The organism is Enterobacter sp. R4-368 (genome assembly GCF_000410515.1).
Taxonomy (GTDB): domain Bacteria; phylum Pseudomonadota; class Gammaproteobacteria; order Enterobacterales; family Enterobacteriaceae; genus Kosakonia.
Genome location: NC_021500.1, coordinates 1,246,753 through 1,271,685, shown reverse-complemented (window position 1 = coordinate 1,271,685; position 24,933 = coordinate 1,246,753). Strand labels below are relative to the sequence as shown.

21 protein-coding genes are annotated in these 24,933 nt (G+C 54.4%); 8 read left to right on the top strand and 13 right to left on the bottom strand.

Translation table 11 applies throughout. From position 1 onward, the window contains the following. Window positions 1–89: 89 nt before the first annotated feature. Window positions 90–1,850 (bottom strand): DNA repair helicase RadD, encoded by a 1,761-nt coding sequence (gene radD / locus H650_RS05900; RefSeq protein WP_020454416.1) that lies wholly within the window; start codon window positions 1,848–1,850, stop codon window positions 90–92. A gap of 149 nt (window positions 1,851–1,999) precedes the next feature. Here radD and rsuA point away from each other — a divergent pair, with 149 nt between their 5' ends. From rsuA to H650_RS05885, 3 genes are all read left to right on the top strand, one after another. After that, entirely contained in the window at window positions 2,000–2,707 is a 708-nt protein-coding gene (gene rsuA / locus H650_RS05895; protein ID WP_020454415.1) for a 16S rRNA pseudouridine(516) synthase RsuA, read from the top strand. 14 nt (window positions 2,708–2,721) lie between these two features. Further along, window positions 2,722–3,915 carry a Bcr/CflA family multidrug efflux MFS transporter gene (locus tag H650_RS05890; protein WP_020454414.1) on the top strand — a complete coding sequence of 398 codons (1,194 nt, stop codon included), beginning with the start codon at window positions 2,722–2,724 and terminating at the stop codon, window positions 3,913–3,915. A gap of 335 nt (window positions 3,916–4,250) precedes the next feature. Next, on the top strand, window positions 4,251–4,595 hold the full coding sequence (locus tag H650_RS05885; RefSeq protein ID WP_020454413.1) for a YejG family protein: 345 nt from the start codon (window positions 4,251–4,253) through the stop codon (window positions 4,593–4,595). Window position 4,596: 1 nt separating this feature from the next. Here H650_RS05885 and yejF read toward each other — a convergent pair whose 3' ends face one another. The 9 genes from yejF to H650_RS05840 all read right to left on the bottom strand — a co-directional run bounded on the left by yejF (window position 4,597) and on the right by H650_RS05840 (window position 16,237). Continuing rightward, the gene (gene yejF, locus H650_RS05880) at window positions 4,597–6,186 is read right to left on the bottom strand and encodes a microcin C ABC transporter ATP-binding protein YejF (protein ID WP_020454412.1); all 1,590 of its coding nucleotides are present in this window, start codon (window positions 6,184–6,186) and stop codon (window positions 4,597–4,599) included. 1 nt (window position 6,187) lies between these two features. After that, window positions 6,188–7,213 (bottom strand): microcin C ABC transporter permease, encoded by a 1,026-nt coding sequence (locus tag H650_RS05875; RefSeq protein ID WP_020454411.1) that lies wholly within the window; start codon window positions 7,211–7,213, stop codon window positions 6,188–6,190. Further along, window positions 7,213–8,313, bottom strand: a complete 1,101-nt coding sequence (gene yejB, locus H650_RS05870) for a microcin C ABC transporter permease YejB (protein WP_020454410.1) — start codon at window positions 8,311–8,313, stop codon at window positions 7,213–7,215. The genes H650_RS05875 and yejB overlap by 1 nt, the downstream gene beginning before the upstream one ends. Before the next feature lie 9 nt (window positions 8,314–8,322). Continuing rightward, on the bottom strand, window positions 8,323–10,131 hold the full coding sequence (locus tag H650_RS05865) for an extracellular solute-binding protein (RefSeq protein WP_020454409.1): 1,809 nt from the start codon (window positions 10,129–10,131) through the stop codon (window positions 8,323–8,325). 94 nt (window positions 10,132–10,225) lie between these two features. Further along, window positions 10,226–11,782 (bottom strand): cyclic di-3',5'-guanosine monophosphate phosphodiesterase PdeN, encoded by a 1,557-nt coding sequence (gene pdeN, locus H650_RS05860; protein ID WP_020454408.1) that lies wholly within the window; start codon window positions 11,780–11,782, stop codon window positions 10,226–10,228. A 158-nt stretch (window positions 11,783–11,940) separates the two neighbouring features. Further along, entirely contained in the window at window positions 11,941–12,504 is a 564-nt protein-coding gene (mepS, locus tag H650_RS05855) for a bifunctional murein DD-endopeptidase/murein LD-carboxypeptidase (RefSeq protein WP_020454407.1), read from the bottom strand. A gap of 423 nt (window positions 12,505–12,927) precedes the next feature. Next, window positions 12,928–13,629 (bottom strand): phosphatase PAP2 family protein, encoded by a 702-nt coding sequence (locus tag H650_RS05850; protein ID WP_020454406.1) that lies wholly within the window; start codon window positions 13,627–13,629, stop codon window positions 12,928–12,930. A 40-nt stretch (window positions 13,630–13,669) separates the two neighbouring features. After that, window positions 13,670–14,650, bottom strand: a complete 981-nt coding sequence (locus H650_RS05845) for a CobW family GTP-binding protein (RefSeq protein ID WP_020454405.1) — start codon at window positions 14,648–14,650, stop codon at window positions 13,670–13,672. Between the two features lie 120 nt (window positions 14,651–14,770). Next, the gene (locus tag H650_RS05840; protein ID WP_020454404.1) at window positions 14,771–16,237 is read right to left on the bottom strand and encodes a mannitol dehydrogenase family protein; all 1,467 of its coding nucleotides are present in this window, start codon (window positions 16,235–16,237) and stop codon (window positions 14,771–14,773) included. A gap of 206 nt (window positions 16,238–16,443) precedes the next feature. Between H650_RS05840 and uxuA the strand changes: the two genes are divergently transcribed. Next, a complete protein-coding gene (gene uxuA / locus H650_RS05835) occupies window positions 16,444–17,634 on the top strand; it encodes a mannonate dehydratase (RefSeq protein WP_020454403.1) in 1,191 nt (396 codons plus the stop codon). Window positions 17,635–17,700: 66 nt separating this feature from the next. On the opposite strand, the gene yeiP is transcribed toward uxuA, so the two are convergent. Then, complete coding sequence (gene yeiP, locus H650_RS05830; RefSeq protein WP_017458534.1) at window positions 17,701–18,273, bottom strand: elongation factor P-like protein YeiP; 573 nt, start codon at window positions 18,271–18,273, stop codon at window positions 17,701–17,703. A gap of 163 nt (window positions 18,274–18,436) precedes the next feature. On the opposite strand from yeiP, the gene H650_RS05825 reads away from it, so the two are divergent. After that, on the top strand, window positions 18,437–18,691 hold the full coding sequence (locus H650_RS05825; protein WP_017458533.1) for a YkgJ family cysteine cluster protein: 255 nt from the start codon (window positions 18,437–18,439) through the stop codon (window positions 18,689–18,691). On the opposite strand, the gene setB is transcribed toward H650_RS05825, so the two are convergent. Further along, entirely contained in the window at window positions 18,688–19,869 is a 1,182-nt protein-coding gene (gene setB / locus H650_RS05820) for a sugar efflux transporter SetB (protein ID WP_020454401.1), read from the bottom strand. The two genes, H650_RS05825 and setB, sit on opposite strands and share 4 nt — an antisense overlap. Before the next feature lie 364 nt (window positions 19,870–20,233). On the opposite strand from setB, the gene fruB reads away from it, so the two are divergent. Genes fruB through fruA form a run of 3 tightly spaced genes read left to right on the top strand, consistent with a single transcriptional unit; the run spans window position 20,234 to window position 24,011 of the window. Then, on the top strand, window positions 20,234–21,364 hold the full coding sequence (gene fruB, locus H650_RS05815; protein WP_020454400.1) for a fused PTS fructose transporter subunit IIA/HPr protein: 1,131 nt from the start codon (window positions 20,234–20,236) through the stop codon (window positions 21,362–21,364). Further along, entirely contained in the window at window positions 21,365–22,303 is a 939-nt protein-coding gene (gene fruK, locus H650_RS05810) for a 1-phosphofructokinase (RefSeq protein WP_020454399.1), read from the top strand. 16 nt (window positions 22,304–22,319) lie between these two features. Then, window positions 22,320–24,011: a PTS fructose transporter subunit IIBC gene (gene fruA / locus H650_RS05805; RefSeq protein ID WP_020454398.1), complete on the top strand. Its 1,692-nt coding sequence runs from the start codon at window positions 22,320–22,322 to the stop codon at window positions 24,009–24,011. 50 nt (window positions 24,012–24,061) lie between these two features. Here the strand turns inward: fruA and nfo are convergent, their stop codons facing one another. Further along, entirely contained in the window at window positions 24,062–24,919 is an 858-nt protein-coding gene (gene nfo, locus H650_RS05800; RefSeq protein ID WP_020454397.1) for a deoxyribonuclease IV, read from the bottom strand. Window positions 24,920–24,933 lie beyond the last annotated feature (14 nt).

Below are 24,933 nucleotides of genomic sequence, written 5' to 3'. Positions count from 1 at the left end.
CCCAGCAACAGGCAGATGATCGGCTTTGCGGATGCAAAAGCGGGCGGTATTCTATCCCTGAATGTTCGATACATCAATCAAAAGCGCGTTTATCCCCGTAATTCATGTGCCCGCCGGAAACGGCCTTCATAATCGAACACTTTTTCCCGCACTTGCCAGTACTGGCCTTTCATCCGCGCGACGACGAAATCAGGGTGGCGTAACAACGCCTGCTGCGCCACGATATCCGCCGCGACAACCCAGCGCAGTGGCACGCCTGGCGTGCGAGTGTGGGGGCGAATAAAGAGTTGTTCAAAGGCGGTGCGTTGTGCGGCGGTTTGCAGGCGGAAGCGCTCACTGACATCCGCACCATCTTCATCGTAATAGGTGATTTTCAGCCATTCGCCTTTATCATCCGCGCCCTGTTGCAACGTCATACCACTACAGCGCAGCACCAGCGCATCCTTCAGTTTCAGCGCCGCTTTTAGCATATCGTCCGGGTCGACCAGCACCGTATCGCAGGTGCGACAGCGCCGGGCGGCGATATCATTTTCTGCGTTGCATTGCGGGCAGTTTTTAAAGCGAAAACGAAAATCGCACTGCTCGCGGTGGCCGTCATCATCTTCCAGCCAGCCCTGGCAGCGGCGACCAAAATGTTCAATCAGCGTGCCGTCGGCGGTGGTTTTTCCCCAAAAGGTATTGGCAAAACCGCACGCCGGGCAGAACACTTGCACCGGCACATTATCGCTTTTACCTTTTGGCGCACCGATTTCCGGAGCGTAGAGATCGTGCGGGTTGCCCGCGTAGTCCAGGATCAGGCAGTCGGTTTTTCCTGGCGCAAGGCGCAGGCCGCGACCAACAATTTGCTGATACAGGCTGACGGATTCGGTCGGGCGCAGAATAGCTATCAAATCCACATGTGGCGCATCAAAGCCGGTTGTCAGTACCGCTACGTTTACCAGAAAGCGAAGTTGCTGATTTTTGAAGGCTTCGATTAAGGCATCACGCTGTGGACCGGGAGTTTCACCGGTGATCAGCGCCGCATCATCGGCAGGTAACAAGCCGGTTATCTCACGCGCGTGTTCGACCGTAGCGGCAAAAATCATCACCCCTTTGCGCGTCTGTGCAAATTCGACAATCTGGCTAACAATGTGCGGCGTAATGCGCTGCTGTTTTTTCAGTTCGCGGTTCAAATCCGCTTCGCTAAAAATGCCATTACTTTGCGTCTGCAAACGGCTGAAATCGTACTGCACTACCGGCATATCCAGCCGTTCCGGCGGTGTCAGGTAGCCGTGCTTAATCATGTAGCGCAGCGGCAGTTCATAAATGCAGTCGCGAAACAGCGCTTTTTCATCACCGCGCACCATGCCGTGATAATGAAAGCGGTAAATCCAGCCTTTACCGAGGCGAAAAGGTGTCGCCGTCAGGCCCAGCAAACGCAGGTGAGGGTTCACTTCGCGCAAATGGCTGAGGATTTGCTGATACTGGCTGTCATCGTCGTCGCCGATGCGGTGGCACTCATCGACCACCAGCAGGGAAAATTCGCTCTGAAACTGTGCCAGATTACGCGCAACGGACTGAACGCTGCCAAACACCACTTTGCCGTGGCTCTGCTTGCTTTTAAGCCCGGCGGCGAAAATATCGGCCTCCAGCCCAAGCGCGACATATTTCGCGTGGTTTTGCGCTACCAGCTCTTTAACGTGTGCCAGCACCAATACACGCCCGCGCGCCAGCCGCGCCAGTTCGGCGATAACCAGGCTTTTTCCTGCACCGGTGGGCAGCACAATGACCGCAGGTTCGGCATGTTGACGGAAGTGGGCGAGGGTGGCGTCCACGGCTTCGCGTTGATAGGGGCGTAAGGTAAAAGTCATTATCTCGCAGGGGTTACACATTCACACTGCACAGTATGCCACGAATCTTTCCTTTGAGCGGTCTGTGATGCTCGTTATACTGTTTGGGTACTCATTTCTGTTTTCGGGCGTATTGCCCGCACCCAGCACCATACAGGCAAAAAAATTTCATGCGACTTGATAAGTTTATCGCTCAGCAACTCGGCGTCAGCCGCGCTATTGCCGGGCGTGAAATCCGCGGCCAGCGCGTTACGGTCAATGGTGAGATCGTCAGAGATACCGCCTTTAAACTGCAACCCGAACACGAGGTTGAATACGACGGCAATTCCCTCGTTCAGCAAAATGGCCCGCGCTACTTTATGCTGCACAAGCCAGAAGGTTACGTCTGCTCGACGGACGATCCGGATCACCCGACGGTTCTCTATTTCCTCGATGAGCCGGTGGCGCATAAGCTGCATGCGGCGGGGCGCCTGGATATTGATACCACCGGTCTGGTATTGATGACCGACGATGGTCAATGGTCGCACCGCATTACTTCGCCGCGCCATCACTGCGAAAAAACCTATCTGGTGACGCTTGAATCGCCGGTCGCAGATGACACCGCTGAGCAGTTTGCCCGTGGCGTACAGTTGCATAATGAAAAAGATCTCACCAAACCAGCGGTGGTGGAAGTTATCACGCCGACACAAGTGCGTCTGACCATCAGCGAGGGGCGTTACCATCAGGTAAAACGGATGTTCGCTGCCGTTGGCAACCATGTTGTGGGCCTGCACCGTGAACGCATTGGTGCGATTGCGCTTGATGCGGATCTCGAACCGGGCGAATACCGGCCATTAACCGAAGATGAAATTGCCAGCGTTGGCATGCCACCCCGCTAATTCAGGAGATTTACGTGACCCGCAGGCCACACTCATCACTGAGCATTGTGTTTATCCTTGGTCTGTTGGCCATGCTGATGCCGTTATCCATCGATATGTATCTACCTGCGCTGCCGGTGATTGCCGAACAGTTTGGCGTTCCGGCGGGCAGCGCGCAGATGACGCTGAGTACCTATATTCTGGGCTTTGCGGTCGGTCAGTTGTTATACGGGCCGATGGCCGACAGCATCGGGCGTAAGCCGGTTATTCTCGGCGGCACGCTGGTTTTTGCCGCCGCTGCCGTTGCCTGTGCCCTGGCACAGAGCATTGAGCAGTTGATTACCATGCGCTTTTTTCATGGTCTTGCGGCGGCAGCGGCAAGCGTGGTGATTAACGCGCTGATGCGCGATATTTACCCACGCGAAGAGTTCTCCCGCATGATGTCGTTTGTCATGCTGGTGACCACCATTGCGCCGCTGCTGGCCCCGATGATTGGCGGCGCGGTATTGGTCTGGTTCAACTGGCACGCCATTTTCTGGATCCTGGCGATTGCCGCATTGCTGGTCTCGGCAATGATTGTCTTTTTTATCCGCGAAACGCTTCCGGTTGAAAAACGGCAAAAATTCCATTTCCGCACCACGCTTGGCAACTTCGCGTCGCTGTTTCGCCATAAACGCGTACTGAGCTATATGCTGGCGAGCGGTTTCAGCTTTGCCGGTATGTTCTCTTTTCTCAGCGCCGGGCCGTTTGTCTATATTGAAATTAACCATATCTCACCGCAGGACTTTGGTTACTACTTTGCGCTGAACATTGTGTTCCTGTTTGTGACGACGATGATTAATGGTCGCATCGTTCGCCGTGTTGGTGCCTTAAATATGTTCCGCAGCGGGCTGTGGGTGCAATTTGCCATGGCGTTGTGGATGGTGGTGACGGCGCTGCTGGATGTCGGTTTCTGGTCGCTGGTGCTGGGCGTTGCGGCGTTTGTCGGCTGCGTTGCGCTGGTGGCTTCAAACGCGATGGCGGTGATCCTGGATGAGTTTCCGCACATGGCGGGCACGGCATCATCACTGGCGGGGACGTTCCGTTTTGGCATTGGCGCCATTGTGGGGGCACTGCTGTCGATGGCGACCTTTAACACCGCCTGGCCGATGATTTGGTCAATTACCTTCTGCGCTACCTGCTCGATTCTCTTCTATCTCTATGCCAGCCGGGCGAAAAAATCGGCATAACCCGCCTGAACAGGGAGCAAGAACGCTCCCTTTTTTGATACATGTCAACCAGAAACAACTTACCTTTACACGCATTTGTTTATTTTATGTAAAATCTATTCGTGTAAAAAGTCACATCATTGTAGTGAAAAAGGTTGAGTTAGATCGCAGAAACGGGTACATATACCCCGAAACCGGGCCTGTCGCTTACCCATAAAATCCTGATAAATGAGTGACTACCCCACACGCCACGCGGGATGCGTTCATTTCTGTGTGGTCGACAGGATGAATTGTCAATAGTGTGTTAATATAAGTGTGAAATATTTGTGAAGTAAAAGTACTTCCGGGGAAAGAACGTGAATACATTACAGCTCTCCATCATCCACCGTCTGCCCCAGTCCTATCGCTGGTTAGATGGTTTTGCAGGTGCCAAAGTTGAACCGATTCCGCAAAATGGTCAGGCAGCGGACGACACGCTTGTCGCCTTAAAACTGTTGAGTCCGGATGGCGACAACGCATGGCCCGTCATGCACAAGCTCAGCCAGGCGCTGAGCGATATCGAAGTGAATTGCTCCGTGCTTGAGTGCGAAGGGGAACCGTGCCTGTTCGTCAACTGCGAGGACGAGTTCGCCGCGACGTGCCGCCTGAAAAATTTCGGTGTTGCCATCGCGGAACCCTTCTCAGGACAAAATCCTTTCTGATTTAGCTTAATGCCAGAAGCTGGCGTGTATACGCCTGTGCAGGCGCATCAAACACACGTCGGCACTCTCCTTGTTCCACCACTTCACCCTCTTTCAGCACAATCACTTGATGGCACAAGGTGCGCACAACCTGCAGGTCGTGGCTAATGAAGATGTACGCCAGCCGGTAGGTTTCCTGTAAGGATTTCAGCAGTGCGAGGATTTGCGCCTGCACCGTGCGATCCAGCGACGATGTCGGCTCATCGAGAATAATCAGCTCAGGCTTGAGGATCAGCGCACGGGCGATAGCGATACGCTGGCGCTGTCCGCCGGAAAACTCACCCGGGAAGCGGTGCCGCGTTTCGGCATCCAGCCCGACTTCACGCATCACCTCGATCACACGTTGTTCGCGTTGTTCACGTGAGAGCTCCGGGTGATGCACCCGCAGCCCCTCTTCGATAATTTGCTGCACATTGAGCCTGGGATTCAGGGCCGAGTTCGGATCCTGAAAGACCACCTGAATACGATGGCGTACCGGCAGCATCTGCTTGCGGTTCCATTGATGCAGCGGTTTATTATCAAACAGGATCGTCCCGCGCGAGGCCACCAGACGCAGCAACGCTAAGCCGGTGGTACTTTTCCCCGAACCGGATTCCCCCACCAGACCGAGCGTTTCACCGGGGCGCAACGTAAAGCTAATGTCCTTCACCACCGTGTTGTTATCCACCACGCGCTTAAAAATCCCTTTGCGGACTGGGAAGCTAACGGCGAGATTTTCAACCCGTAACAAGGGCTGTGCATCAGGATGAAGGGCGACGGGCTCGCCGCTGGGCTCGCTATTGAGCAGCTTTTGCGTATAAGGATGCGCCGGTGCGCTGAACAAGGTCTGTGCACTGTTTTGCTCGACACAGCGGCCGTTTTGCATCACCGCCACATTGTCCGCCAGCTTACGCACAATGCTTAAATCGTGGGTGATAAACAGCAGCCCCATGTTCAGCTCATCGCGCAGCTCGCGCAATAACGTCAGGATTTGCGCCTGCACTGAGACATCAAGTGCGGTCGTCGGCTCATCGGCAATCAGCAGTTCGGGACGCGTGAGCAACGCCATTGCGATCATCACGCGCTGGCGCTCACCGCCGGAAAGCTGATGCGGGAAATCGCTCAATCGTGCGCGGGCGTTGCGGATGCCCACGCGATCCAGGCAATCAAGCATTTCTGCCCGCGCCGCTTCACGCCGCATACCACGATGCAACGAGAGCACTTCATAGAGCTGTTTTTCCAGCGTATGCAGCGGGTTCAGGGAAACCATCGGCTCCTGGAAAATCATGGCGATTTTATTGCCGCGCACGCCGCGCAGGGTTCTTTCGCTGGCATGCAACAACGAGTCGCCATGAAACAGGATATCGCCGGAAGGGTAAACCACCGGCGGTGAGGGAAGCAGGCGCAGGATCGATAACGCGCTAACGCTTTTACCGGAACCGGATTCGCCCACCAGCGCCAGCGTTTCGCCCGCCTCAATCCGCAAGGAGAGGTCATTAACGACAGTATGCAGCGTATCACGCTGGCGAAAGGCAATACTCAGCGCATCGACAGAGAGCAGGGGAGTCGCCATTTTACACCGCCTTATTGGGGTCAAACGCGTCGCGCACGGCTTCGCCAATAAAAATCAGCAGCGAAAGCAGCAGCGCGGTAGAAACAAACGCGGCGATACCCAGCCACGGTGCCTGTAAATTATTTTTGCCCTGCAATAGCAATTCGCCGAGCGACGGTGAACCGAGCGGCAGACCAAAGCCGAGGAAATCGAGCGAGGTGAGCGTGCCGATCGAGCCGCAAAGGATAAACGGCAGAAAGGTCAGGGTGGCAACCATTGCATTGGGCAGCATATGACGCAGGATAATACCGCGATCGCCCACACCCATGGCCTGCGCGGCGCGGATATAGTCGAAATTACGCGTACGCAGAAATTCGGCCCGCACGACGCTCACCAGCGTCATCCAGCCGAACACCACCGTGATGCCGAGAAGCCACCAGAAGCCTGGTTGGATCACACTTGAAAGCAAGATGATTAAAAACAGCGTCGGTAATCCTGACCAGACTTCAATAAAGCGCTGACCGAGTAGATCGATTTTACCGCCGTAATAACCCTGTACCGCACCGGCCAGAATACCGATTACGCTGGAAAAGAGAGTCAGCATTAAACCGAACAGTAGCGAGATGCGCGTGCCGTAAAGGAGTCGCGCCAGCACATCTCCGCCGTTCGCATCGGTACCGAGCCAGTTTTGCGCCGAAGGCGGGGAAGGGAAGGGCTGCGTGGTGGCGTAGTTGATGCTGCGCGCCCCAAAACGCACTGGTGCCCACAGCACCCAACCGTGCTCTTCAAGCTGCTTTTGCAGCCACGGATCCTGATAATCAGCAGGTGTAGCCAGGGGGCCGCCAAAATCGCTTTCGCTGTAATCTCTCACCACGGGCGCGAACCACTGTCCCTGATAGCGCACCAGCAGAGGCTTATCGTTAGCCATCAGTTCGGCGCACAGACTCAGAATAAAAATCACCAGGAAAATCCACAGCGACCAGTAGCCGCGGCGGTTATGGCGAAAACGCGCCCAGCGCGCCCGATTGATGTAGCTTAATTGAACCATCAGCGCCCCTCGAAATCGATGCGCGGATCCACCAGCGTATAGGTGATATCACTGAGGATATTCAGCAGCAGGCCGATCAAAGAGAAAATATAGAGTGTGCCAAACATTACCGGGTAATCCCGTGAGACGGTGGCTTCATAACCTAGCAATCCCAGCCCGTTCAGGGAAAAAATCACCTCAATCAGCAACGAACTGGTAAAAAACATGCTTATAAATGTCGCCGGAAAACCGGCAATGACCAGCAGCATGGCGTTACGAAACACATGTTTGCGCATAATATTGCGCTCACTGACACCTTTGGCGCGCGCGGTTACCACATATTGCTTACGGATCTCATCAAGGAAGGAGTTTTTGGTCAGCATGGTCAGCGCGGCGAAACCACCAATCACTGTTGCCAGCACCGGTAGCGCGATGTGCCACAAGTAGTCGGTGATTTGCTTATACCACGGCAACGTGTCGAAATTGGTCGACACCAGCCCGCGCAGCGGGAAGAAGTCGTAATAACTGCCGCCCGCGAAGAAAATAATCAGCAAGATGGCAAACAGAAACGGTGGAATCGCGTAGCCGACAATAATCAGCGCACTGCTCCAGCTATCAAAGTGGCTACCGTTATAGACCGCTTTGCGAATGCCAAGGGGAATCGACACCAGATAGATAATTAGCGTGCCCCACAGGCCAATGGTCACCGAAACCGGCAGGCTGTCTTTAATCAGCTGCAACACCGACGCGCTGCGAAACAGGCTGTCACCAAAGTCGAAACGCGCATAATCCCACAGCATTTTGAAATAGCGCTGGTACATCGGTTTATCAAAACCGTAGCGCTTTTTGATCTCTTCAATGACTTGCGGATCAAGGCCGCGACCACCGCGATAGTGGCTGTTATTGCTCAACGCATCGCCGACGCCTGTGCGTGCATGTGTGGCACCCATTCCGCCACCGCCGCTACCGGGGAGGTTGCTTTGGTCGCCATACTCAATAGCCGCAATAGCCTGATCGACCGGGCCGCCGGGAGCAATCTGCACGATAAAAAAGTTGATGGTGATAATTGCCCAAATCGTAGGGATGATCAGCAATAACCGGCGAATGAGATACGCGCCCATCTCTTCTCCTTAACGTCTGGCAGCGGGCAGTTTCGCCGCCTTGTTTACGTCATACCACCAGGTGTCAAACCCAAGGGAGTAGACGGGGCGAATGCCGGGCATGGAAAACTTATCCCAATAGGCGACGCGATCGGCTGCCATGTACCACATTGGCAGCATGTAATAGTTCCAGGTCAGCACGCGATCCAGCGCGCGTCCAAGCGGAAGTAACTTCTCTTTGTTTCCCTGCCAGCGGTTGATCTGCTCGATCAGGTTATCGACCGCCGGGTTTTTGACGCCGGCAGCATTATACGAAGAGTCAATGTATTGCGAGCTCCATGAGATTTGCAAATCGCCGCTCGGCCACGGTTGCGCGCGCCACAGACTCGGCATCATGTCATAGTCGCGGCGGCGCAGACGATTGGTGGCCTGCGAGTTATCGACCTGGCGCACATCCATATTGATGCCAAGCCGCGCGAGATTGTGCTGAAACGGCAAAACCCACTGCGTATTGCCGCCGGAGGGCAGCAGCAGTTCAAAAGTTAAAGGCTGGCCGGTTTTGGCATTAACGCGCTGCTGATTTTTCAGTATCCAGCCGGATTCAGTGAGCAATTTATCGGCTTTCAGCAGGTTTTCGCGGTCATAGCCGTCCGCGTTTGATTTCGCGGGCGAATAAATGGAGGTAAACACTTCCGGCGGCACCTGTGCTTTTAGCGGCGCCAGAAGCGTCAGTTCCTCGGCGTCAGGATAATTACGCGCAGCATATTCGGTGTTCTGAAAATAGCTGTTGGCGCGGCTGTATGCCCCGTAGAACAGCGCTTTGTTCATCCATTCAAAATCAAAAGCCAGCGACACCGCTTCGCGCACGCGGCGATCGCTAAATACCGGACGCGTGGTGTTAAATGCCAGCCAGCGCGTATCCTGCGCGGAGGTATTTGGCTGCTCATCTTTAACGATATACCCCCGGCTGAAATTGCTGCCGATATAGCGCGTCGCCCAGTTTTTCGCATCGCCTTCGCTTCGCAGGTCGTAAGCGCCTGCTTTGAACGCCTCGAATGCCACATTGTCATCGAGGTAGTAGTCATAACGAATGTTGTCGAAATTCCAGCGCCCCCGATTTACCGGTAAATTTGCCGCCCAGTAATCGCGAACGCGGGTATAGGCAATGTATTGCCCCATGCGCCAGGTGCTGATGCGATAGGGGCCACTGCCCAACGGCGGGCGGGCGAGCGGATCGCTCAGCTTATGATCTTTCCAGAATTTCTCCGGCATAACGGGCAGCGTTAACAGGCTGAGCATGTCCTCTTTACCCGGTTTGGCCAGCACAATACGCACGGTAAGCGGCGAGATAGCTTTGACGGTCGTGCCTTTGTAGACCAGGCGGAACTGCGGCACACCTTCGGTCATAAATTTCTGAAAGGTAAAGGCGACGTCGCTGGCGCGGATCGGTGAACCGTCATGAAATATCGCCCGTGGATTGATGCTGATCTCCATCCACGAATAATCATCGGCGTAGCGCGCCATTTCCGCGACCAGCGGGTAATAGCTCCCGGGCTCATCGTCCGAGGTGGTAAACAGGGCGTCGTAGAGCGCTTCAGTGCGCACCGCTGGGTTCCCGCGTAATGCGTAGCGGTTGAAGTTATCAAACGTGCCAATGACGGACAGCGTGACGTTACCGCCTTTAGGCGCGGCGGGATTGACGTAATCAAAATGGGAAAAATTAATCGCGTATTTGGGTTCGCCAATAACGGCAAATGAGTAGCTCTCTTTTATGGTTTGCGCCTGACATGTCAGGCCGACAAAAGCCAGCAATAAAGCTGAAATGCGCACAAACTTCATCCGGTGTGTTCCTTTGACCTGCAACGCGACAGGCTCGCTAACTACTTATCATTGAATAATAAGGGAGGCCTGGTCTGATGTGAAATTATTCACGCTAAAGCATGGTGGTGAACTCTGGCGGATGCCACGCGACAAATTGCTCCAGCGTCAGTGGGCGGCTGAAGAAATAGCCCTGCATGTAATGAATGCCATGTTCGCGCAGCCACCTGGCTTGTTCTGGCGTTTCGACACCTTCGGCAACCGTAAGCATATTTAACCGCTTCGCCAGCGTAAGGACCGCGTCGAGCACCGGCGATGTCACGGTTTCTGTGCCGATGGCGTTAACGAAACCACGGTCGATTTTCAGATAATCAAGCGTAAAGCGTTCCAGATAAATCAGTGCGCTGTGCCCGGTACCGAAATCGTCAATAGCGATTTCATAACCTTCGTCGCGCAGCGAATCAAACAGTTTGGTCACTTCCGTATAGCGCAGCATATCCCGCTCGGTAATTTCCAGCACGATACTGAAATGGTGTGGGGGCAGGGAGTGGGCGAAGTTGCGGATATCGTCAAGGAAATTGGCGGCGTGCAAATGGCCTGGCGCGATATTAACGCCCATTTTTGCGCCCGGCGGAAGCAGCGTTTGTAACACTGGCGCATCACGAGCTATCAGATCAAACAGATGCAATGTCAGCGGCACAATGAGCTGCTGCGCTTCGGCAAAGTGAATAAAAGCGTCAGGCGATATTTCTCCTGCGGTGGGATGCCGCCAGCGCATCAGCACTTCGATACCCGTCACTTTCAGATCTTTGGCGCCGATAACGGGCTGATAAACGACATAAAACTGGTCGCGCTTAATGGCCGTGAGGATTTCTCTGCCGGGGCGCAATTGCGTATTAAGGATGAAAGCGCTCAGCAATGCTGCCAGCATGCCGAAGGTTGCTCCCAGCAGTGCGGCGAATTGTATATCTTCCGGACGCCACTTTTCTGCGTAGAGATAAAGCGTGATTGGCGAATCTTCAATTTGGGTAGTCAGAAAAGGGGACTCTGGCATATTGCTCAGGTTAATAAGCCCGCTGGAAAACGTGGAGACAGCCCGATCGCCAATACCAAGGGCGATGCCGGTTAAATCCGGTTGCTGCGAGGTGTAAAGCCGGTAGGGAGTCAGATTGATGTTCAGCGTAGCGAATATGCCCCGATGATCCAGTAATGGGCTGCGAAACCAGAGCGCAATGGCGGGTTTATCCGGCATCATCGGTGTTCCGGGTAAAAACACCATATCGCTGGTTTTATCGAGATCGATTTCCGGAACCAGATCTTTCATCGCAAGACTCATCTCGCCGGTGGCCGAGGAGCAAAAGGCGTAGCGATCTTTTACCAGTAAAAAAGCACGCACATTCATGCTGAATGCGGCACGAGAAGTGAGTTCGCTGGCGACGGCGTGGCAATCATTCAGTGTGAGCGGCTGGAGCGATTCGGCCGTGGCGCGGATATCGTTGAGATAGTCCGAAAGCCAGGACTGCATATTCGTAAGCAGCATATCGTATCTGGCTTCCCGCCGTTGTTGTTCGAACCAAAACTGACAGCCACTCGCGATTAATGCTGAGAACAGACCGATAAGCAGGCTGGTCAGCAAAATTTTTCGATTAACTGAAAAATGGCGGGTGAACATGGCGTTGGGCCCATTGTAGGTGCTCGGGGCGGCGTGGTGATAGCGTCGGACTATAACCTGAAAAGATTTGTATAGCATAATGCAGACATAAAAAAACACTGCCGGAGCAGTGTTTTTTTATACTTAACGCCAGCCAAGGGAAAACCGGCATTAAGCGATTAGCTGCGTGTCAGGATGCGTCGCGCTTCGTTATAGCGCTTCTTCCAGTACGGCTCATCCATGCTTGAAATCATGACACCGTTGCTGGTGGAGGCATGAACAAACTGGTTATTACCAATATAAATGCCAACGTGTCGGCCGGTAGAACCCGCGCGGAACAGAACTAAGTCGCCTGTGCGCAAACTGGTGCGCGAGATGGACTTGCCTGTTTCCTGCTGTTCCCAGGTGGAACGCGGCAGTTCTAAACCAAACTGTTCACGGAAAGTGCGCTGCACAAAACCGGAACAATCGATGCCTTTTTTGGTGTCGCCGCCCAAACGGTAGCGAACGCCTTTCCAGTCAGCATACTGATCCATAATGCGGCCTTTTACGTCCAGATTACGAACCATATTTTCAAATTCATCCTGAGAGGCTTGCAGTGAAGAGTTGTCTTCGCCCACATCAAGCGTCTCAGAATGCACGTTCTTTGCGGTATTTGTAGAACAAGCTGAAAGCAGAACCGCTACTGCAATCGCGGGTATCGCCCGCACGATATATCTCAAAATCGGCTGAGATTTGACCATGTTGCTTATTTTCCCTTGAAGTCCTTAACGATAAATATCGTTATAAAAAATGCCAACGCAGCGAGATTAATTATCTGAATGCATCGAGACAAATGCTCTGACGTAATTTTGTGGAAGAACGCACAAATTTACGCGCAATGAGAATAAGAGCACTCTTTGCGACAAGACGAACCGAGGTTACCTGAACATCTTCGGCATGGCGAGCGGTTTTCTTTAATTTTTTATAAGAAATTATGATACAGAAAGTGAATTCTCAGGATTGAATAAAAAATAACCAATTTGGCTTAAATAACGTGCAAATTGCTCTTTTATAGGCAGATTGCCGTGACGAAAAAATGACAAAATTAGGAAAAAGCCGGGATTACGCATCAGGGATCGAAAACGATCCCTGATGAATGCGCGTTATTGATAATCGGAAGTTGTTTAAATTTTGTTATTTCCGGGCAGAAAATGATCAAAGGCAGAAATAATTTTATCGCTAAGGGGTGTTAGCAAACACCACGGCAGACCGATAAAAACAGCCGAGAGAGAACCGACTGCAATATCAGTAAACCAGTGTGCGCCAATCATCACGCGCGGGAAGGCGAAAACCACAAAAATAATAAGGGCAAAACCAAACGCTTTTCGGCCAAAATATCGCCACATTACGCCAGCGAAAATAAGTAGCATCATGCCGTGATCGCCAGGGAAACTGTCTTTCGAGGCATCTTTGGTGGGGAAGTCGAGCAAATCGCTAACCCGGTGAATATCGGTAAAGAACAGCGACGGGCTGGCGCGTTTGACGGGCATCAGATGTTGCGCCAGTTGATTGATCACCACGGCTATCAGCAGCATCGTCAGGCCAATCATCAGGATACGGCGTCGTCCACTCGCATCCTCTTTTACCCAGAAAGAGAGCATTAAACAGCCCATCGCCACCAGCGAGCAGGCGTCAAAAGCGCGGTTATTGGTTAGCGCCACTAGCCACAAATAAGCGCGGTTTTCCACCAGACCCTGGTTGAAAAAATGGAACATTGCGGCGTCCAGCGGAAACCAAAAACCGTGGTTAGCGGGTAAGTACCAGGAAATAAATAGCGCCAGTCCTGCGGCGTTCAACAGTAAAATTAACGGTAAACGAGTTTTCATAACGAGTCTGTCTTCAATTAACACGGCGGCAACGTTAGTGTTACTCACTTAAACGAAGCTTCAACAAGGCGGACTGCAGTGTGTTCCAGTCTGCCTCCGAGGCGGTAATAAGCTCGATACGGCTGTCCGGCGGCGCGACGTTTTGCGTTTCGATATGCAGATCCTGCCCCTGGCGGTTAACGCGCAGCAATCCTTCCGGAATGCGCATCACCCCTTTCACCCGCTCGACCGGCGCAAGCCGCGCCCACTCCAGCAAACCGATAGTGTCAAATACCGTCTCTTCATCAAAAATCCAGCCGCAGGCGTGATGGCCCTGGCCGCTGTTAAGGCTGCGACGCCAGCGCTGGTGTGCCGGTAAACTTAATGCCGCGAGACCTTTCTTCTCGTCGTGAGCATGGTTATGCGCGGCACTTGAAGGCAGCTCACGCAGGTTACGGCGAGGAAGATCAAGCAGTGCGCCGTCGATAGCGCCCCGGGTCGCGCTTACCTGTAAGCGATCGCCACCAAACTCGGCCCACCATGTCTCCAGCGCCTGCTGGCTCTGCGGTGTGGCGCGATCCTGTTTATTGGCGACAACGACATCCGCCGCCGCTAACTGGTCGCGAAAGTTTTCGTTGGTGAGTGCTTTTTCATCCAGTAACTGGCGGGGATCGAGCAAGCAGAGCGTTGCGCGCAGGTCTATCCATGGCTCATACACCGGTGCGGTGAGCATATCGAGGATCTGTTTTGGGTGGCCCAGGCCTGTCGGTTCAATCAACAAGCGGTCAGGTTTCCCCTGGCGCAGCAATGTATTGAGACCCACCTGCATCGGCAGGCCATTCACGCAGCACATACAGCCGCCCGGGATCTCTTTAAGCAGCGCACCGCTGTCAGCCAGCAGCGCGCCATCAATGCCGACTTCACCAAATTCATTCACCAGCACGGCCCATTTTTCCTGCGGGTCTTTATTGGCCAGCAAATGCAAAATCGACGTGGTTTTACCGCTTCCGAGAAAGCCGGTGATGAGGTTGGTTTTGGTCACAAGTGCTCCAGGCGTCAACGAAATGTAAGGGTGACTGACGATCCTGGCGAAAAAAGTGCGAAAAGAGAAGGGCGCGGACGGCGTAAAAGCACTAACCGTCCGCTTAAGTAGCAGAAATTGTTAATTATCGAGTGCGCGCTTCACCGCTGCATGCGCACCTTCGGTGGTGAGCATCTGCCATGCGTGATTAATGGCATTAACAAACGTCGGGTTGTGCGGCAGGTCGCTACCGAAAATCTCTTTCAGTGTCAGCAGGGCCGTTACGCGTTCATCGACGCTGCTGGTTTCAACAATCGCGTGAATTTTATCCGCCAGCGGATCGCGAATATCAATGCTGTTACCGGCGTCATCCACGCCGCTGACATAGCGCATCCAGCCCGCAATGCCCAGCGCTAACAGCGGCCACGGCGTTTCGCGTTGCAAATGTACCCGAACACCATCCAGCATACGCTGCGGCAGCTTCTGGCTGCCATCCATGGCGATTTGCCAGGTACGGTGCTTTAGTGCCGGGTTAGAAAAACGGTCGATCAGACTATCGGCATAAGCGGGGAGATCAACACCGGTAATGCGCAGCGTCGAGGCTTGTTCCTGGAGCATCAGGCGGCGCACTGCCGTGCGGAAGACGTCATCCTGCATGCAATCATTAATATGCGCGAAGCCTGCCAGGTAGCCGAGATAGGCCAGAAAAGAGTGGCTGCCATTGAGCATGCGTAACTTCATCTGCTCCCACGGCTGTACATCCTGAACCAGTTGTACGCCGGCCACTTCCCATTCGGGACGTCCGGCGACGAAATTATCCTCAATTACCCACTGAATGAACGGCTCACAACTGATGGCGCACGGATCAAATATGCCCAGCGCTTCGCCAATTTCCGCCAGTGATTCATCTGTTGCCGCCGGAACAATGCGATCCACCATGGTGGCCGGAAAGCTCACATTCTCCTCTATCCACTGCGCCAGTTCCGGTGAGCGGGTTTGCGCCATTCCGAGTACGGCATTTTTAACAATATGACCATTATCGGGAATATTATCGCAGGAGAGCACGGTAAAGGGCGGCAGCCCGCGTTCACGGCGACGGGAGAGTGCTTCAACCAGAATCCCTGGCGCTGAATGCGGTTCGCCCGGATGCTGGAGATCGTGTGCGATGCGCGGCTGCTGCAGATCCAGTTTGCCGCTGGCAGGATCGATGCAATAGCCTTTTTCGGTAATCGTCAGGGAAACAATCGCCACTTGCGGTTCGCAAAATTTTTCAATGATGGCGGGCAGAGAATCAAGTTTCGCGTTCAGACATTCGTTCACCGCACCAATGATTATCGGCTGGTTCCCCTCCGCCCCTTTTTCCAGCACGGTGTATAAATGATCCTGCTCGCGTAACTGGGACATGAGCACATCGCCGCTGAACAGGCTGATTTCACAGATCCCCCAATCGCCACCTTGCGCGTTCAGCACCCGGTTGGTCAGCAGCGCCTGATGCGCGCGATGAAATGCGCCAAAACCAAAGTGCACAATTCGCGAGCGCAGTTGTGTGCGGTCATACTGGGGTTGCTGCACGCTGGCGGGCAGCGTTACGGAGGCGATTGTCTTCATCTATATACACCTGATTAACCAATAATTAACAATGTGCAGTGTAAAGTTATATGACAGCAAAAAGAATTGGTATGCCGTAATTATCCGGAGAATGTGAGCTGGATCAATCATTGCTGTGGGAGGATTTGACCGCTGCAATTAAGCATGTATGGTAGTCGTCATATGTTTGTGTGTATTGGTATAACAACTTTGTAGAGGGTAAGGCAATGGAACAAACCTGGCGTTGGTATGGACCGAACGATCCGGTGTCGCTTGATGATGTGCGTCAGGCAGGCGCGACGGGCGTCGTGACCGCACTGCACCATATCCCGAACGGCCAGGTCTGGCCGGTAGACGAGATAAAAGCGCGTCAGGCGCTGCTGGCAGAAAAAGGGCTGGTCTGGTCGGTGGTCGAAAGTATTCCGGTGCATGAGGATATTAAAACTCACACCGGGCAGTACGATACCTGGATTGCCAACTATCAGCAGAGTATCCGCAACCTGGCAGCCTGCGGTATTGATACCGTGTGCTACAACTTTATGCCAATCCTCGACTGGACGCGTACCGATCTGGAATATGAACTGCCGGATGGCTCCAAAGCGCTGCGTTTTGACCAGATTGCTTTTGCCGCGTTCGAGCTGCATATTCTGAAGCGCAAAGGCGCCGAAGCTGATTACAGCGAAGAAGAGCAGCGTCAGGCGCAGGCTTACTTCAACGCCATGACTGAAGCGGAAGTGGAAAAGCTGACGCGCAATATCATTGCTGGTCTGCCGGGCGCTGAAGAGGGGTATACTCTGGAACAGTTCCATGCACGCCTTGCCGAATATGACGGCATCGACAAAGCACAGTTGCGTGAAAATATGGCCTATTTCCTGCGCGCTATCGTGCCGGTTGCGCAGGAAGTGGGCGTACGTATGGCGGTTCACCCGGACGATCCGCCGCGCCCGATCCTCGGCCTGCCGCGTATCGTTTCTACTATTGAAGATATGCAGTGGCTGAAAGAAGCGGTAGACAGCATCAATAACGGTTTCACGATGTGCACAGGTTCATACGGTGTGCGTGCGGATAACGACTTAGTGCGGATGATCGAGACGTTTGGCGATCGCATTCACTTTACGCACCTGCGTTCAACCTGCCGCGAAGATAACCCAAAAACGTTCCATGAGGCCGCGCATTTGCAGGGTGATGTGGATATGGTGTCGGTGGTTGCCGCCATTCTTACCGAAGAGCAGCGCCGCAAGAAAGCCGGTGATTTGCGCCCGATCCCGTTCCGCCCGGATCATGGCCATCAAATGCTTGACGATCTGCGTAAGAAAACCAACCCTGGTTACTCGGCGATTGGTCGACTGAAAGGGATGGCGGAAGTGCGCGGCGTTGAGCTGGCGCTGAAGAAAACGCTGTTCCGCGATCTGCTGTAAGCCGGTTTACCGTCGGAAAATAAAAAGCCACTTCAATGAAGTGGCTTTTTTCATGCATCACGCTTATCAGTCGGCGCGGCCCATATAGCGGCGCTCTTCGATATGAATACGGATTTTCTCGCCGGTGGTCAGGTATTCCGGCACCTGGACAACCAGACCGGTGGTCAGGGTGGCCGGTTTAGTGCGTGAGCTGGCGGAAGCACCTTTGATACCTGGTGCGGTTTCCACAATTTCCAGATCCACCGTCTGCGGCAGTTCGAGCGCCAGCAACTGGCCATCCCACAGCAGAACCTGCATATCCGGCATACCGCCTTCCGGAATAAACAGCAGCTCTTCTTCAATCTGCTCTTTATTGAAGGTGTACGGCGTGTAATCTTCTTTATCCATAAACACGTATTCATTGCCGTCAACATAAGAGAAGTCGACAAAACGACGGTTCAGGGTCACGGTATCAAGAATATCATCGCCTTTAAAACGCTCTTCCACTTTCAGCCCGGTACGGACATCGGAAAAACGCATTTTGTAGAGCGTTGCTGCGCCACGGGCGCTCGGTGACTGAATGTCAATATCTTTCACAATCAGCAGTTTGCCGTTGTAATTCAGCACCATACCTTTTTTAATTTCGTTCGCTCTTGGCATTGCAAGGGTCCTGTAAATTGAAAATAACGAAAATATCGCGACAAACTACTCGCGAGGGACTTTTCAGGCAAGTGGAATCGGAGAGTTTTGCGTTCAGAGGGCAAAAGATGGTAGCTTGCGCCCTGCACGCGCAGCCCCGCGCGCCTGATAATAGAGAACGTTTATGGAATGCCGCCCGGACTGTGGAGCCTGCTGTACCGCCCCGTCCATCAGTAGCCCGATACCCGGCATGCCTGACGGGAAGCCCGCTAATACGCCCTGCGTTCAGCTCGACGCGCAAAAGCGCTGCAAAATCTTCGGCTCGCCGCTGCGCCCAAAAGTGTGTGCCGGTCTGCAACCGAGCCGCGACATGTGCGGCGCAAACCGCGAACAGGCGATGGTTTATCTGCTCGATCTTGAGCAACAAACCGCGCCTTAAATATCTTTTATCCGGCTCAGGCACACCTGCGTAACCAGCGTCATCGCCAGCGCAATCCAGAACACCGCGTGATAACTCCAGATCTCTGCCACCACGCCAGCCAGCGAACCGGCGATAATCCAGCCGACACGCGTGGTATTAGTATAAAGGGTGGTGGCTGAACCCGCCTGGCCAGGCATCAAGTCCTGAAAATAGAGCATGCCAATCCCGGCGAGAATGCCAATATAAATCGCGTTCAGCAGTTGCAAAGCAAGCAGTACCACGGGCGTATGCACCGTCAGCATTCCGGCATAAAAGAAGATGCCCGCCACGGCGCTGACGCGCATCAGGAAGCGTTTGCCGAAGCGCTTTGCGTAATACCCGGCAATCAGCATGGTGGGGATTTCCAGCCCGGCCGCAGTGCCCATCATCACGCCCGCCAGTTTTTCCGGCAGATGCAGCTCATCAATAATAAACAGCGGCATATTAATAATATAAAGGCTGTTGGTGCCCCACATCAGCGTACAAATCACGAACAACAGCAGCGCATCGCGGCGGTGCGTGCGTGGTGCTTCCATCACCGCTGATTTCAGCTTTGGCTCTTTACGCATGGTTGGCAGGAATAGCCACACCATTGCGCCGCAGACAATAAAGGCTGCCGCCGCGCACAAATACATGGTGGAAAAACCAAAGCCCATCGCCAGCGCGTAGGCCAGCGGTGGGCCAATCACCCACGCCAGGGATACTTGCGCACGGAGTATCGAGCTGAACATCACGGCTTCACGCCCGGTGCGATCCGCATGTTCACGCGCAAGGGCAAACATTTGCGGGTTCGCTGTTGAACCGAAACTGCTGAGGAACACGCCGACAAACAGCAAAATAAAGTAGTTACGGTTCCAGGCGAACAGCACACAGGCCAGCACGCCGAGCAGGCAACAAAAGACAATCAGCGTCTTGCGATCGCCTTTGCGGTCAGAGCGTCCGGCAAGAAACTGGCTCACCAGAATGCCAATCACCGCGCTGCCGGTGAAAAAGAAGCCCACCATTGCCGGGCGAACGTGCACTTCATTGGTTAAAAACAGGCTCAGCGTCGGTGTTTGTAACGCACCGGCAATCCCCGTTAAAAAGGCGACGATCAGGAATGCCGTTGAGGTGAAATCAAACGCGCCGGGACGGGCAGCGGCGGGAGAATTTTGCATGTTAAATGAGATCCAATAGCGAGACGCGGAGTGTACGCCGCTGCATGAAAAAAACACAGCCTGCTAAGCAAAATTTGCGACAAAAAATCCAAACCTTTTCCCTGGGTTTTAATTAAGGCTGACGAAAGCTGAAAGTGGATTGCTGAACAGAAAGTCTGCTTCAGCAAATTTGCCTTACGCGTGGCCGAAATGTGCTGAACCTCAAAATTCTGCAACGCCAAATAAGAGAATTCTTGCTTACGGAACAAAAAAAGTGAATGCTCATTGAAACGTTTCAGCGTCATCGCGTTATGTCTGAACAACGGCGGTGACGCACTATTTCTCAACCCAGCTGAAACGATTCAAGTCAGCAAGAGAGGGTCACATGTTCCAGTTATCCGTTCAGGACATCCATCCAGGCCAGCAGGCCAGCAATAAAGAAGACGCTATCCGCCAGATTGCGGCGGCACTGGCAGCAGCAGGCAACGTCGCCGACGGTTACGTCGATGGCATGCTGGCGCGTGAAGGGCAAACGTCCACCTACCTTGGCAATGGTATTGCTATTCCACACGGCACCACCGACACGCGCGATCAGGTGCTGAAAACCGGTGTGAAAGTCTTCCAGTTCCCGCAGGGCATCCTCTGGAGCGAAGGGCAGGTGGCGTATGTCGCCATCGGTATTGCCGCCAGCTCCGATGAACATCTTGGCCTGCTGCGTCAGCTGACACATGTGCTGAGCGATGATTCTGTCGCCGCACAGTTGCAGTCCGCCACCTCTGCTGAAGAGCTGCGCGCACTGCTGATGGGGGAAAAACTGAGCGCATCACTCAAGCTGGATAATGAAACCTTAACGCTCGATGTTGCCGCCAGCGATCTGACGACGCTGCAAGCGCTGAACGCCGCGCGCCTGAAAGAGGCCGGTGCGGTTGACGCCGCGTATGTTACCCGCGCCATTAACGAGAAACCGCTGAACCTGGGTCAGGGCATCTGGCTGAACGACAGTGCTGAAGGCAACGTGCTGAGTGCTGTAGCGGTGAGCCGTGCAGCCACCCCGTTTGAGGTGGAAGGTGAGCGTGCGGCGCTGCTGGTCAGTGTTGCGATGGCCGACGAACAGCCTGTTGCGGTGCTCAAGCGTCTTAGCGATCTGCTGCTTAACAATAAAGCCAACCTGTTGCTGAATGCCGACGCCGCCACGCTGCTGGCGTTGCTGAGCAGTGACGATGCGGTGGCTGAAGATCTGCTGAGCGAGGAGTTTGTCGTGCGTAACGAACACGGTTTGCACGCACGTCCAGGCACCATGCTGGTCAACACTATCAAACAATTTAACAGTGAAATTACCGTCGCCAACCTTGACGGTACTGGCAAACCCGCAAATGGACGTAGTCTGATGAAAGTTGTTGCACTTGGCGTGAAAAAAGGACACCGCCTGCGTTTCACCGCGCAGGGTGATGATGCTGAACAGGCGCTGAAAGCGATTGGCGAAGCCATCGCTGCTGGTCTGGGAGAGGGCGCATAAATGAGCAGACGTGTCGCTACGATCACCCTGAATCCGGCCTATGATCTGGTGGGTTTCACCCCGGAAATTGAACGCGGTGAAGTTAACCTTGTGCGCACCACTGGCCTGCATGCCGCGGGTAAAGGGATCAACGTCGCAAAAGTGCTGAAAGACCTTGGCATTGATGTCACCGTGGGTGGCTTCCTCGGTAAAGATAACCAGGACGGTTTTCAGCAACTGTTCAGCGAGCTGGGCATTGCTAACCGTTTCCAGGTGGTGCAGGGGCGTACCCGCATCAATGTGAAGCTGACGGAAAAAGATGGCGAAGTGACCGACTTTAACTTCTCCGGTTTTGAAGTCACCCCGGCTGACTGGGAACGCTTTGTTAACGATTCGCTGACCTGGCTTGGTCAGTTCGACATGGTTTGCGTGAGCGGCAGCCTGCCGTCGGGCGTCAGCCCGGATGCCTTTACGGACTGGATGACGCGCCTGCGAAGCCAGTGCCCGTGCATTATCTTCGACAGCAGCCGCGACGCGCTGGTAGCCGGTCTGAAAGCCGCGCCGTGGCTGGTGAAACCGAACCGCCGTGAGCTGGAAATCTGGGCGGGCCGTAAATTACCAGAATTGAAGGACGTTATTGAAGCCGCTCATGCGCTTCGCGAACAGGGGATTGCCCATGTGGTGATTTCACTGGGCGCAGAAGGCGCGCTGTGGGTTAACGCTTCGGGCGAATGGATCGCCAAACCGCCGTCAATGGAAGTGGTAAGCACCGTTGGCGCAGGGGATTCAATGGTCGGTGGTCTGATTTATGGTCTGCTGATGCGTGAATCCAGTGAACATACATTACGCCTGGCCACCGCTGTTGCTGCACTGGCGGTAAGTCAGAGTAACGTAGGTATTACCGATCGTACCCAGTTAGCCGCGATGATGGCGCGAGTTGACTTAAAACCCTTCAACTAACAGCAGGAGAGGCATAATGAAAACGCTGCTGATAATCGATTCCGAACTCGGGCAGGCCCGCGCCTATATGGCGAAGACCTTGCTGGGCGCGGCGGCGCAGAAAGCAAATCTGCAATTTATTGATAACCCAGGCGAAGCGGAACTGGCTATCATGCTGGGTAGCAAGCTGCCAGGCGACAGTGCGCTGGACGGGAAAAAGGTCTGGCTGGGCGATATCAATCGCGCAGTCGCCCACCCGGAACTGTTCCTGAGCGAAGCGAAAAACCACGCGTCGGTGTATGTCGCGCCTGCTGCAGCGGCGACAGCCGTGACCAGCAGTGGCCCGAAACGCATTGTTGCGGTCACTGCCTGCCCGACAGGTGTGGCACACACCTTTATGGCGGCGGAAGCTATCGAAACCGAAGCGAAAAAACGCGGCTGGTGGGTGAAAGTGGAAACCCGTGGCTCCGTGGGGGCGGGCAATGCCATCACTCCGGAAGAGGTTGCGCAGGCGGATCTGGTGGTGGTTGCCGCTGACATCGAAGTAGACCTGGCGAAATTTGCCGGTAAGCCGATGTACCGCACGACAACAGGCCTGGCGCTGAAGAAAACGGCACAGGAGTTGGATAAAGCCGTCGCGGAAGCGAAGCCTTATCAGCCGTCGGGTAAACCCTCTGCTGATGCTGCTGAAGGTAAGACTGAGAGTGCGGGCGCATACCGTCACCTGCTGACGGGCGTTTCCTACATGCTGCCGATGGTAGTAGCGGGTGGTCTGTTAATTGCGCTCTCGTTCGCATTCGGTATTACCGCGTTTAAAGAAGAAGGCACACTGGCGGCCGCGCTGATGAAAATCGGTGGTGGTTCAGCCTTTGCCCTGATGGTGCCGGTGCTGGCGGGCTTTATCGCGTTCTCCATCGCCGACCGTCCGGGTCTGACCCCGGGTCTTATCGGCGGTATGCTGGCGGTAAGCACCGGTTCGGGTTTTATCGGCGGTATCATTGCCGGTTTCCTCGCGGGCTACCTGGCGAAAGGCATCAGTAAAGGCCTGAAGCTGCCGCCGAGTATGGAAGCGCTGAAACCGATTCTGATCATTCCGCTGGTTTCCAGCCTGATTGTCGGTCTGGCGATGATTTACCTGATCGGTACGCCGGTGGCGAAAATCCTCGCTAGCCTGACTTCCTGGCTGCAGACCATGGGCACGGCTAACGCTGTCCTGCTGGGTGCAATCCTCGGTGGCATGATGTGTACCGACATGGGTGGTCCGGTCAACAAAGCGGCATACGCCTTTGGTGTAGGTCTGCTGAGTACGCAAACTTACGCACCGATGGCGGCGATTATGGCTGCCGGTATGGTGCCGCCGCTGGCGATGGGTCTGGCGACCATTGTTGCCCGCAACAAGTTCGACAAAGGTCAACGTGAAGGTGGTAAAGCGGCGCTGGTACTGGGTCTGTGCTTTATCTCCGAAGGGGCTATCCCGTTCGCCGCCCGCGACCCGATGCGTGTTCTGCCGTGCTGTATCGCCGGCGGTGCGCTGACCGGCGCTATCTCCATGGCGATTGGCGCGAAGCTGATGGCACCGCACGGTGGTCTGTTTGTGCTGCTGATCCCTGGCGCTATCACGCCGGTACTGGGCTACCTGCTCTCTATCGTCGCGGGTACGCTGCTGGCGGGTCTGGTGTATGCCTTCCTGAAACGGCCAGAAACAGAAGCCGTAGCGAAAGTAGCATAAGAAATTGCCGACATCCGGGAAATGAGAAGGGCCGCTTAGCGGCCCTTTTTTTATGCGGTGGCTTCAGCGGTTTGCTGCGCCTTCAGCCAGGCAATCTCTTCGGCCCAGATATCCGGATTAATGGTTTCCAGAATCATAGGAATGCCATCGAAACGTGCGTCGCGCATGATCCAGCGAAACGCGTCATGCCCGATATTACCTTCGCCGAGGCTGTGGTGGCGGTCGACACGGCTACCAAAAGCACTTTTGGCATCGTTCAGATGCATACCGCGCAGGTACTGGAAACCAACTACACGATCGAATTCCGCAAAGGTGTCTGCCGTGGCTTGTTCAGTGCGTAGATCATAGCCTGCGGCAAACGCATGGCAGGTATCAATGCAGACACCAACGCGGGATTTGTCTTCCACACCGTCAATAATCGCCGCCAGATGCTCGAACTTAAACCCCAGATTGCTGCCCTGACCGGCGGTGTTTTCAATCACGGCGGTGACGCCTTCGGTTTGCGCCAGCGCAATGTTGATGGACTCGGCAATACGCGCCAGACATTCATCCTCGGGGATCTGCATTAAATGGCTGCCGGGGTGGAAGTTCAGCAGGCTCAGCCCCAGTTGCTGACAACGGCTCAGCTCATCAATAAACGCGTCGCGGGATTTTTCCAGCGCCTCGGCTACCGGGTGGCCCAGGTTAATCAGGTAGCTGTCGTGCGGCAGGATCTGACCGGGTGTGAAGTGATATTTTTCGCAGGCGGCTTTGAATTCGTCGATAGTTTCCGGACTCAGCGGCGCGGCCCGCCACTGGCGCTGGTTTTTGGTAAACAGCGCAAAGGCGGTCGCGCCAATCTCAGCCGCGCGAATGGCGGCATTTGCCACGCCGCCGGAGGCGCTCACATGCGCACCAATATATTTCATAAAAACTCCTGTTA